Source organism: Stenotrophomonas sepilia (assembly GCF_003244875.1).
Classification (GTDB): Bacteria; Pseudomonadota; Gammaproteobacteria; order Xanthomonadales; family Xanthomonadaceae; genus Stenotrophomonas; species Stenotrophomonas sepilia.
In genome coordinates this window covers 1-11,480 of sequence record NZ_LXXZ01000006.1, presented here as the reverse complement: position 1 = coordinate 11,480, position 11,480 = coordinate 1, and the positions used below count along the sequence as shown (strand labels likewise).

The following is an 11,480-nucleotide window of genomic DNA, read 5'->3' as shown; positions in this document are numbered from 1 at the left end:
CCCCCGCAACCGGCCCCACCGCGCCTTCGACAGATCGCTACCGCTCTTGGTAGGTGTCGACCTTGGTCGACATATCCGCGAGATGATCGAAAAGGCTGTCTGTAGCGTCGAACCATGCTCGACTCCCGCGCGCAGCGCGAACGGCAGCCGAGCATGGGCTCGGCTCTACAGGGATCAGGCCGAGGCGTAACGCACCGCGGTGCCGATCCAGCGCTGCACCACGCGATCAGCCAGGGCCGGTTGCTGGGCCAACAGGCGCTCGGCCAATTCATGCACGCCGGGCAGCAGGCCAGCGTCGCGGGCCAGGTCGGCAATGCGGAAACCGGCCAGGCCGGTCTGGCGCGTCCCGAGCAGTTCGCCGGGGCCGCGCAGTTCCAGGTCCTTCTCGGCGATGACGAAACCATCGTTGGTTTCGCGCATGGTCTGCAGGCGCTCACGCGCCATCTGCGAGAGTGGTGCCTGGTACAGCAGCACGCAGCGCGACACCGCCGAACCGCGGCCCACGCGGCCACGCAGCTGGTGCAGCTGGGCCAGGCCGAGGCGCTCGGCGTTCTCGATCACCATCAGCGAGGCGTTCGGTACGTCCACGCCCACTTCGATCACGGTGGTCGCCACCAGCAGGTCGATCTCGCCGGCCTTGAACGCCACCATCGTCGCAAGCTTCTCGGCGGCCTTGAGGCGGCCATGCACCAGCCCGACGCGAACACCAGGCAGCAGCGCCTGCAGTGATTCGTAGGTGGCCTGCGCCGGGGTGGCATCCAGCTCTTCGCTTTCCTCGATGAGCGTACACACCCAGTACACCTGCCGCCCTTCCTGGCAGGCAAGTGCGATGCGCTCGATCAGCTCCGGGCGACGATCATTGTTGAGCGCGACCGTCTGCACCGGTGTACGTCCCGGCGGCAGTTCGTCGATCGCCGACACATCCAGGTCCGCGTACTCGGACATCGCCAGCGTGCGCGGAATCGGCGTGGCGGTCATCACCAGCTGGTGCGGCACGCTGTTGCCGCCCGCGCCCTTGTCGCGCAGGGCCAAGCGCTGGTGCACGCCGAAGCGGTGCTGCTCGTCGACGATGGCCAGCGCCAGGTCCTGGAACACCACCGCCTCCTGCATCAGCGCGTGGGTACCGACCACCACCTGTGCTTCGCCGTTGGCGACCTGCTCCATCACCTTGGCGCGCGCCTTGCCGGTGACCTTGCCGGCCAGCCAGGCGATGCGCACACCGAGCGGTTCCAGCCAGCCGCGCAGATTGTTGAGGTGCTGCTCGGCCAGCAGTTCGGTGGGTGCGGCCAACGCAACCTGCTTGCCCTGCTCCACCGCCAGCATGGCGGCCAGCGCGGCCACCACCGTCTTGCCGGAGCCGACGTCGCCCTGCACCAGCCGCAGCATCGGGCTGGGGCGCGCGAGGTCTTCACGGATCTGCTTGAACACGCGTGCCTGCGCGCCGGTCAGCGCGAACGGCAGCTGCTTCAGCAGCGCCTTGGCCAGCTTGCCAGGACCGGCCAGCGGCGGCGCATGGTGTGCCTGCAAGGCAATGCGCTGGCGGCGCAGGCTGAGGTGATGGGCCAGCAGTTCTTCCATCGCCAGGCGACGCTGCGCCGGGTGGGTACCGGCGGCCAACGCGGCCAGATCGGCATCCGGCGGTGGCCGGTGCACGGTCAGCAGCGCGCTGCGCAGCGAAGGCAGGCCCAGGCCATCGAGCCAGCCGCTGGGCAGCAATTCCAGCGTGCTCTCCTCGGGCAGGCGGTCCAGCGCCTGGCCGATCAGCTTGCGCATGGTCATCGGGCCGACCCCTTCGACGGTGGGATACACCGGGTCGAGGCGGTCGCCGAGTTCGGGATCGTCGTTGCGGCCCAGCACCTGGTAGCTGGGATGGACGATTTCCAGGCCGAGGTGGCCGGGCTTGGGCGTGCCGAAGCAGCGCAGCCGGGTGCCGACCGCGAACTGCCCGACCTGCTGCTGGCGGAAGTGGAAAAAGCGCAGCACCAGGGTGCCCTGCCCTTCGTCTTCCACCGCCACTTTCAGCATCGGCCGGTAGCGCATGCCGCGCTCGACCGCGACCACCCGCCCTTCCACCTGCGCCGGCACGCCGTTGCGCAGGTCTTCGATGCGGGTCAGCCGGGTCCGGTCTTCATAGCGCAGCGGCAGGTGAAGCCAGAGATCCTGCAGGGTGGCCAGGCCACGCGCCTGCAGCTTGGCGGCCACGGCCGGACCGACGCCGGCGAGCATCGCCAGGGATGCTTCGCCGGACGGTGACAGGACCGGGGTGACCGCCGCCTTGCGTGCCACGTGGCGGTCAGTCGATGACCATCACCGCGTCGACCTCGAAGCTGGCGCCCTTCGGCAGGCCGGAGACTTCGATGGTGGAACGGGCCGGGTACGGGGCCTGGAAGTAGTCCTGCATGACCGCGTTGACCTTGGCGAACTCGCCCAGGTCGGTCAGGTACAGGCCCAGGCGCACGACCTTGTCCAGCGAACCACCTGCGGCTTCGGCCACGGCCTTGAGGTTGTCGAAGGCGCGGCGGGCCTGTGCTTCGACGTCACCGGCGCCGACGATGTCGCCGGTGGCCGGGTCGAGCGGGATCTGGCCGGAGAAATACACGGTGTTGCCGGCGCGCACGGCCTGCGAGTACGGGCCGATGGCGGCGGGAGCCTTTTCGGTGTTGATGATCTGGCGGGACATGGGTCGCTCCGGTGCTTGGGGGAAAACAGAGCGGTGATTGTACCGGCTGGGGGTGCATCCACGCATGGCGTGGATCTACCGCAGTCCGGGCATGTGATGCGCCGCCTGTAGAGCCGAGCCCATGCTCGGCTGCTTCAGGCAAGAGCAGCCGAGCATGGGCTCGGCTCTACAAAATCCACCACGCATGGGGTGGGGTTATTGGCGGCGTACCGATTGCACGACCGACAGGCGGCGCAGGCGGCGCATCACTTCGGCCAGGTGGTTGCGGTCGCGCACCTGGATGTTGAACGCCAGCACGGCGGCGTTGAAGTCGCGGTCCAGGTAGTCCACGCGCTCGATGTTGGAATGGCTCTGTGCGATGGCGGCGGCCAGCTGCGCCAGCACGCCGGTGCCGTTCTCCACTTCCACCACCAGCGAGGTGTCGTAGTCGCCGGAGACGGTGGTGTCCCAGCCGATCGGCACCCAGCGCTCGGGCGACTTGCGCAGCTCGGCCAGGTTCGGGCAGTCCATGCGGTGCACCACGATGCCCTTGCCGGCGGTGTGGTAGCCCATGATCTCGTCGCCGGGTATCGGCTGGCAGCAGCCGGCGAAGGTCACCACGCCGCGTTCGCTACCGTTGATCAGGATCTTCTCCTGCGAATGGTGACGCGAATGCGGGCCGCCACGCAGTTCGGCGTAGGCCATCAGCGCCTGCGCGGCCTGGGTCGGCATCCAGTTGCCCAGTGCGACCTCGGCCAGCAGCGCTTCCAGGCGCGGGAAGCGGTGTTCGGCCAGGAACGCGTCCAGGCGGCCTTTCGGCAGGCGCTCCAGCGATGAATCCATCGCTTCCAGCGCGCGGTCGAGCATGCGATGGCCGAGCTGCACGGCATCTTCGTGCTCCAGCTGCTTGAGCTGGTGGCGGATGGCGGTGCGCGCCTTGCTGGTCACCACGAATTCCAGCCACTGCGGTTTCGGCGTGGCCGAGCGAGCGGTGATGATCTCCACCGACTGGCCCGACACCAGCTTGGTGCGCAGCGGCACCAGTTTCTTGTCCACGCGCGAGGCCACCGCCATGTTGCCCACGTCGGTATGCACGGCGTAGGCAAAATCAAGCGCGGTGGAGTTGCGCGGCAGGGCCAGGATCTTGCCCTTCGGGGTGAACAGGTAGACCTCGTCCGGGAACAGGTCGACCTTGACGTTGTCGAGGAATTCCAGCGAGGAACCGGCGGCGCGCTGCGAGTCGATCAGCTCGACGATCCAGGCGTGGGCACGGCTCTGTGCGCTGTTGGGCGAATCACCACCGAACTTGTAGGTCCAGTGCGCGGCCACGCCGCGTTCGGCGATCAGGTCCATTTCCTCGGTGCGGATCTGCACCTCGATCGGCGAGCCATACGGCCCGAACAGCACGGTATGCAGCGACTGGTAACCGTTGGCCTTGGGAATGGCGATGAAATCGCGGAAGCGCCCATCCAGCGGCTTGAAGGTGGCGTGCACCGAGCCCAGCGCGTGGTAGCAGCTGGGCACGCTGCGCACGACCAGGCGGAAGCCGAACACATCCATCACCTGGTCGAAGGATTTGTTCTCGTCGCGCATCTTGTTGTAGATGCTCCACGGGGTCTTGATGCGGCTGATCAGCCGATGCTCGATCCCCTCCTTGGCCAGTCGCTGCGACAGCTGCACTTCCACCTGCGCCATCGCTTCGCGGCGCACCACCGGCTGGCTGCGGATGTGTTTTTCGATGATGGCGTGGCGCCATGGGTAGAGCGCCTTGAACCCCAGGTTCTGCAGCTCGCTCTTGACCAGGCTCATGCCCAGGCGCTGGGCGATGGGCGCGTAGATCTCCAGCGTCTCGCGGGCGATGCGGCCACGCGCTTCGCGGCTCTGCGCGCCCAGCGTGCGCATGTTGTGCAGGCGGTCGGCCAGCTTGATCATGATCACGCGCAGGTCGCGCGACATCGCCAGCAGCATCTTGCGGAAGCTCTCGGCGGCCGCCTCCTGGCGGTCACGGAACTTCAGCTTGTCCAGCTTGGTGACACCGTCGACCAGTTCGGCCACGGCTTCGCCGAACTCGGCGGCCAGCGCCTCGCGGGTCAGCGGGGTGTCTTCGATGGTGTCGTGCAGGATCGCGGCGATCAGCGCTTCCACGTCCAGGCCGAGTTCGGCCAGCACCTGGGCAACGGCCACCGGATGGGTGATATAGGGCTCGCCCGACTTGCGCGTCTGCCCAGCGTGCGCGGAGGCCCCGACTTCCCAGGCACGGCGCAACAGCGGCAGCTGTTCCGGCGGCAGGTAATGGGCGGCGCGTTCAAGCTGGAGGACGTAGTCGGGTACGGCGGCAGCGGGGGCTGCGGCGACCTTGGCAGTGGGGCCTGGGTTCATGCCCGAAGCCTATTCCAGCGCGACGTTTACGGCAAATCCTGAATGCGAAACAGCCCGCACGGGGCGGGCTGTTCGGTGTATCCAACGATTACGTTGATCGATGCGATCAATCGTCGTTCTTGGACATGTCTTCGTCGGCGACCACTTCGGCGGCAGCCCACTCCAGCGCTTCGCGCTCGGCGCGCTCACGCTCGGCCTTCTCGACTTCGTCGATCAGGGCGTTGTCGATCTTGCGGGCGGCGATTTCGCGCAGCGCCAGCACGGTCGGCTTGTCCTCGGTCTCGCTGTTGTCCAGCGTGGCCTGCACGCCGTTGGCGAGCTGGCGGGCACGCTTGGACGCCATCATGACCAGTTCGAAACGGTTGTTAACGACTTCCAGGCAATCTTCTACGGTGATGCGGGCCATACGGGCTCCCGGCGACCGGTCGGCCGCTCAGTCGAATGAGGGAAAGGGGGCGGAGTGTACTGGCAGGGGCTGGACAAAATCAAGCCAACCCCTACCCGATTCTTTTGGAATCAGTCAGTTGCACCCGGATCGGGGGTCAGCAGCGCCTGGATCAGGCCGGCGTGGCGGACCTTCTGGGCCTCCCGGCGCAGGCGGCTGGCAGTGAAGATGGCGCACAGCTCGTCCACGGCAGTGTCGAACACCTCGTTGACGATGACGTAGTCGAACTCGTTGAAGTGCAGCATTTCATCGCGGGCTGCCCCCAGCCGCTGGGCGATGACCGCTTCGCTGTCCTGGCCGCGCTTGCGCATGCGGTCCTGCAGGGCCTGCTTGGACGGCGGCAGGATGAACACGGTGACCGTGCCCGGCACCAGCTGCCGCACCTGCTGCGCGCCCTGCCAGTCGATCTCCAGCAGCACGTCCTGGCCGGCGGCCAACTGCGGTTCCACCGACTGCCGGGCCGTACCCTTCCAGTCGCCGTGCACCCAGGCGTGTTCGAAGAAGTCGCCCGCGGCGATCATCTGCTCGAACTTCTCGGCACTGACGAAGTGGTAGTGCTGGCCGTTCACCTCACCGGGGCGCATCGCGCGCGAGGTGAAGGAAATCGACAGGGCGATCTGCGGGTCACGCGCCAGGGTGGCATTGACGATGCTGCTCTTGCCGGCGCCGGAGGGGGCGGCCACGATGTACAGCGTGCCGCGCGCAACGGCGTCCGACGGCTTCGACGGGGCGCTCATGCGCGGAACCCAATTGGTTGATTTCGCAAAATTTTTCCTCGGTGTTCCAGGTCCGGCGCGGAGGATCGCGCCAGGACGGCGGGGGCTGCGCGGAACATCCTGGAACCAGGCCCGGCAGACGCTTCCCCAGGGGGCGGGCACGCAACTTTACCAGAGCAGGCCCTTTCCGGGCCCGTCCGGCAGGCGCCGCGCCTTGTGCCACATGGGCATCCGGAGGCCTGTGCTATAACCGGCCCGTACCCAACGACAGCCCGGAGGCCTGCGCCTCCCCGCCATCCCAGGAGAACGGCATGCCATCGATGAGCCGCCGCCAGTTCCTGAAAGTGACCGGGACAACCCTGGTCGGCTCCAGCCTGGCACTGATGGGCTTCGCGCCCGGCATCGCGCTCGCGGAGGTCAGGCAATACAAGCTGACCCGCGCGACCGAGACCCGCAACACCTGTACCTACTGTTCGGTGGCCTGCGGCATCCTGATGTACAGCCTCGGCGATGGCGCCAAGAACGCCGAGCCGAGCATCTTCCACATCGAGGGCGACCCGGACCATCCGGTCAACCGCGGCACGCTGTGCCCGAAGGGTGCCGGCCTGGCCGACATCATCCACAGCAAGTCGCGCCTGCTCTACCCCGAGTACCGCGCGCCGGGCTCGAACGAGTGGAAGCGGCTGAGCTGGGACGATGCGCTGGACCGCATCGCGCGGCTGATGAAGGAAGACCGCGATGCCAACTTCGTGCAGAAGAACGAAGCCGGGCAGACGGTCAACCGCTGGCTGACCACCGGCATGCTGGCGGCCTCGGCCACCAGCAATGAAACCGCGGTACTGACCCACAAGGTCGTCCGCTCCCTTGGCATGCTGGCATTCGACAACCAGGCACGTGTCTGACACGGCCCGACGGTGGCAGGTCTTGCCCCGACGCTAGGCCGTGGTGCGATGACGAATCACTGGGTCGACATCAAGAATGCCGACCTGATCCTGATCATGGGTGGCAATGCCGCCGAGGCGCATCCGTGCGGGTTCAAATGGGTGACCGAGGCCAAGGCGCACAACAAGGCCCGGCTGATCGTGGTCGATCCGCGCTTCAACCGCTCGGCCGCGGTGGCCGATGTGTACGCGCCGATCCGCACCGGTACCGACATCGTGTTCCTGGGCGGCCTGATCAACTACCTGTTGACCGAGGACCGCATCCAGCACGAGTACGTGCTGAACTACACCGACATGTCGTTCCTGGTGAAGGACGAGTTCGCCTTCAAGGACGGCCTGTATTCGGGCTACAACGAAGAGAAGCGCAGCTACGACCGTTCCAGCTGGGACTACGCCTACGGTGACGATGGCTTCGTGCGCAGCGACCCGACGCTGAAGGACCCGCGCTGCGTCTACAACCTGCTGAAACAACACTACGCGCGTTACACCGTGGAGATGGTCGAGCGCATCTGCGGCACGCCGGCCGACAGCATCCGCCAGGTGTGGGACATGATCGCGTCCACCGCCGGCAAGGACAAGGCGATGACCATCCTGTACGCGCTGGGCTGGACGCAGCACTCGATCGGCGCGCAGAACGTGCGTGCCGGCACCATGGTGCAGCTGCTGCTGGGCAACATCGGCGTGGCCGGTGGTGGCATGAACGCGCTGCGCGGGCACTCCAACATCCAGGGCCTGACCGACATCGGCCTGATGTCCGACCTGCTGCCCGGCTACCTGACGCTGCCGAAACAGGATGAGCAGGACTACGAGGCCTACATCGCCAAGCGCACGCAGAAGCCCCTGCGCGCCAACCAGATGTCGTTCTGGCAGAACTACCCGAAGTTCCACGTCAGTCTGATGAAATCGTGGTGGGGCGATGCTGCCACCGCCGACAACAACTGGTGCTTCGATTACCTGCCCAAGCTCGACAAGCCGTACGACATGCTGCAGGCGTACGAGCTGATGAACGAGGGCAAGATCCACGGCTACATCTGCCAGGGCTTCAACCCACTGGCTTCGGCGCCGAACAAGGGCAAGCTGATCAGCGCGTTCTCCAAGCTGAAGTTCATGGTCAGCATGGATCCGCTGGAAACCGAGACCATCGCCTTCTGGCAGAACCACGGCGCACTGAACGACGTCGACCCGAGCACGATCCAGACCGAAGTGTTCCGCCTGCCCACCACCTCCTTCGCCGAGGAGAACGGCGCGGTGGTCAATTCATCGCGCTGGCTGCAGTGGCACTGGAAGGGGGCCAACCCGCCGGGCGAAGCGCGCAGCGACATCGAGATCATGTCCGAGCTGTTCCATCGCATCAAAGCGATGTACGAGAAGGATGGCGGTGCGTGGTGGGAGCCGGTGCGCGACCTGGCCTGGAAGTACGCCAACCCGGAGCTGCCGACGCCGGAAGAACTGGCGATGGAATACAACGGCAAGGCGCTCGTGGACGTGTTCGATCCGAAGGACCCGACCAGGCTGGTGCGCAAGGCCGGCGAGCAGCTGGCCGCGTTTGGCGACCTGCGCGACGACGGCAGCACCGCCTCCGGCTGCTGGATCTACATCGGCGCCTGGGGTCCGACCGGCAACATGATGGCGCGGCGTGACAACAGTGACCCGACCGGCATCGGCAACACCCTGGGCTGGGCCTGGGCCTGGCCGGCCAACCGCCGCGTGATGTACAACCGCGCCTCGTGCGACGTGGCCGGCCAGCCCTTCGATCCGCGCCGCACGCTGCTGGCCTGGAACGGCAAGAACTGGGGCAACGTGGACGTGCCGGACTTCAAGGCCGACGAAGATCCCGCCGGCGGGATGGGCCCGTTCATCATGAACCCGGAAGGCATCGCCCGCTTCTTCGCCAAGGCCGGGATGGCCGAAGGCCCGTTCCCGGAGCACTACGAACCGTTCGATACCCCGCTGCGCAGCAACCCGCTCAGCCCCGGCCAGGCGCTGACGCTGAACAACCCGGCGGCACGCGTGTTCGCCAGCGACCGTGCACAGATCGGTTCGCCGGACGAGTTCCCGCATGTGGCCACCACCTACCGCCTGACCGAGCATTTCCACTTCTGGACCAAGCACGGCAAGTTGAACGCCATCATCCAGCCCGAGCAGTTCGTCGAGATCGGCGCGGCATTGGCCGACGAGCTGGGCATCACCAACGGCAGCCGCGTGCGGGTGAGTTCCAAGCGTGGCCATATCGAAGCCGTTGCGATGGTGACCAAGCGGATCAAGGCCCTGCAGATCGATGGAAAGACCGTGCACCAGGTGGGCGTGCCGATCCACTGGGGCTTCCTCGGTGCGGCCAAGCCCGGATATATCGCCAATACGCTGACCAATGCCATCGGTGACGGCAACTCGCAGACGCCCGAATCGAAGTGCATCCTGGTCAAGGTCGAGAAGGTGTAGGAGAAACGCCATGTCACTGCAATCGCTGGACATCATCCGCCGCTCGGCCACCACCACGCCCTCACCGGAGGCGCGCGGTGCGCACACCGGCCAGGTCGCCAAGCTGATCGATGTGAGCAAGTGCATCGGCTGCAAGGCCTGCCAGGTCGCCTGCATGGAGTGGAACGACCTGCGCGACGAAGTGGGCAGCTGCGTTGGCAGCTATGACAACCCGCCCGATCTGAGCGAACAGTCGTGGACGGTGATGAAGTTCCGCGAGTACGAGGACGAAAAGGGCAAGCTGGAGTGGCTGATCCGCAAGGAAGGCTGCATGCACTGCAGCGACCCGGGCTGCCTGAAGGCCTGCCCCTCGCCCGGCGCGATCATCCAGTATGCCAACGGCATCGTCGACTTCCAGGAAGAGAACTGCATCGGCTGCGGCTACTGCGTGACCGGCTGCCCGTTCGACGTACCGCGCATCTCCAAGAAGGACCACAAGGCCTACAAGTGCACGCTGTGTTCGGACCGGGTGGCGGTCGGCCAGGAGCCGGCCTGTGTGAAGACCTGCCCGACCGGGGCGATCACCTTCGGCAGCAAACAGGCGATGACCGAGCATGCCGCCGGACGCGTGGAAGACCTGAAATCACGGGGTTACGAGAACGCCGGGTTGTACGACCCGCAGGGCGTCGGCGGTACCCATGTGATGTACGTGCTGCAGCACGTGGACAAGCCCGAGCTCTACGCCGACCTGCCCAAGGACCCCCGCATCAGCCCGATGGTGGAAGTCTGGAAGGGCGTAGCCAAGCCGCTGGGCGTGCTGGCGATCGCCGCCACGGCCTTTGCTGGGTTCCTGCATTACATCGGCATCGGCCGCAACACGGTCAATGACGAGGAAGAAGAAGAAGCCGAGCACGAGGCGAAGAAGATCGAAGAGGAGCAGCGGCCATGAAGTACGCCCCGCACCCGCGGCAGATCGTCCGCTACCGCGCGCCGACCCGCATCAATCACTGGATCGTGGCGATCTGCTTCGTGCTGACCGCGCTGTCCGGGCTGGCGTTGTTCCACCCTGCCCTGTTCCCGTTGACCCAGCTGTTCGGTGGCGGCCCGTGGACGCGCATCCTGCATCCGTTCATCGGCCTGGCCATGGTGGTGGGCTTTGCGCTGCTGGCGTTGCGCATGTGGCGCGACAACCTGCCGACCGCCGATGACCGCGCGTGGATGCGTGGCATGCGCGATGTACTGCGCAACGAGGATGAAAAGCTGCCGCCGGTCGGTCGCTTCAATGCCGGCCAGAAGCTGCTGTTCTGGGCCATCATCGGCTGCCTGTCGGCACTGCTGCTGACCGGCTTCGTGATCTGGCGGCAGTATTTCAGTCATTTCTTCCCGATCGGAGTGATCCGCTTCTCGGTGCTGGCCCATGCGCTGTTCGGCTGGGTGCTGGTCTGCGCGATCGTGGTGCACATCTATGCGGCGCTCTGGATCAAGGGATCGGTGCGGGCGATGACCCAGGGCAAGGTGACCTATGGGTGGGCGTACAAGCATCACCGTCAGTGGTTCCGCGACATCCTGCGCGGGCGCCGGGAACAGGGGTAGCCGCAGGGCCTGCGGCCCTGCACCCGCAGAATCAACGTCAAGAGCGGGCCTTCTGAGGGGTGGCGGGGTGGGCCCGGTTGCGGGGGACGCTGCAAGTACCCCTCCGGGGCCCGGCCCAGCCGCTGGCGGCTGTGCGTTCGGGCGCTTGCGAAGCAGTGCTTCGCAAACAAAGCGCCCTCACCCATGTAAGCTCGGTCGCGCCATCCATGGCGCTCACGCCCCTGCCACCGGATCCACCCCGCCTTCGACAGTTTCCCGCGGCCTGCCGGAAGGGCATCCCGCTCTGGTAGGTGTCGACCTTGGTCGACACGGTAGATCCACGCCATGCG

8 protein-coding genes are annotated in these 11,480 nt (G+C 66.4%); 3 read left to right on the top strand and 5 right to left on the bottom strand.

The genetic code is table 11. The annotated features are described in order from the left end of the window. Window positions 1–174: 174 nt before the first annotated feature. The 5 genes from recG to gmk all read right to left on the bottom strand — a co-directional run bounded on the left by recG (window position 175) and on the right by gmk (window position 6,220). Window positions 175–2,286 carry an ATP-dependent DNA helicase RecG gene (gene recG, locus A7X97_RS00700; protein ID WP_072168456.1) on the bottom strand — a complete coding sequence of 704 codons (2,112 nt, stop codon included), beginning with the start codon at window positions 2,284–2,286 and terminating at the stop codon, window positions 175–177. A gap of 7 nt (window positions 2,287–2,293) precedes the next feature. Then, the gene (locus tag A7X97_RS00695; protein ID WP_005418954.1) at window positions 2,294–2,680 is read right to left on the bottom strand and encodes a RidA family protein; all 387 of its coding nucleotides are present in this window, start codon (window positions 2,678–2,680) and stop codon (window positions 2,294–2,296) included. Window positions 2,681–2,875: 195 nt separating this feature from the next. Then, entirely contained in the window at window positions 2,876–5,038 is a 2,163-nt protein-coding gene (locus tag A7X97_RS00690) for a RelA/SpoT family protein (RefSeq protein WP_005410876.1), read from the bottom strand. A gap of 106 nt (window positions 5,039–5,144) precedes the next feature. Next, window positions 5,145–5,444: a DNA-directed RNA polymerase subunit omega gene (rpoZ, locus tag A7X97_RS00685; RefSeq protein WP_005410877.1), complete on the bottom strand. Its 300-nt coding sequence runs from the start codon at window positions 5,442–5,444 to the stop codon at window positions 5,145–5,147. A 110-nt stretch (window positions 5,445–5,554) separates the two neighbouring features. Then, entirely contained in the window at window positions 5,555–6,220 is a 666-nt protein-coding gene (gene gmk / locus A7X97_RS00680; protein ID WP_005410878.1) for a guanylate kinase, read from the bottom strand. 290 nt (window positions 6,221–6,510) lie between these two features. Here gmk and fdnG point away from each other — a divergent pair, with 290 nt between their 5' ends. The 3 genes from fdnG to A7X97_RS00660 are packed head-to-tail and all read left to right on the top strand — an operon-like array spanning window position 6,511 to window position 11,151. Continuing rightward, complete coding sequence (gene fdnG / locus A7X97_RS00670; protein WP_141653593.1) at window positions 6,511–9,579, top strand: formate dehydrogenase-N subunit alpha; 3,069 nt, start codon at window positions 6,511–6,513, stop codon at window positions 9,577–9,579. 10 nt (window positions 9,580–9,589) lie between these two features. Further along, window positions 9,590–10,507 carry a formate dehydrogenase subunit beta gene (fdxH, locus tag A7X97_RS00665; RefSeq protein WP_012481154.1) on the top strand — a complete coding sequence of 306 codons (918 nt, stop codon included), beginning with the start codon at window positions 9,590–9,592 and terminating at the stop codon, window positions 10,505–10,507. Beyond that, window positions 10,504–11,151, top strand: coding sequence for a formate dehydrogenase subunit gamma (locus A7X97_RS00660; protein WP_061480581.1), 648 nt, complete (start codon window positions 10,504–10,506; stop codon window positions 11,149–11,151). The genes fdxH and A7X97_RS00660 overlap by 4 nt, the downstream gene beginning before the upstream one ends. The last annotated feature ends 329 nt before the right edge of the window (window positions 11,152–11,480 follow it).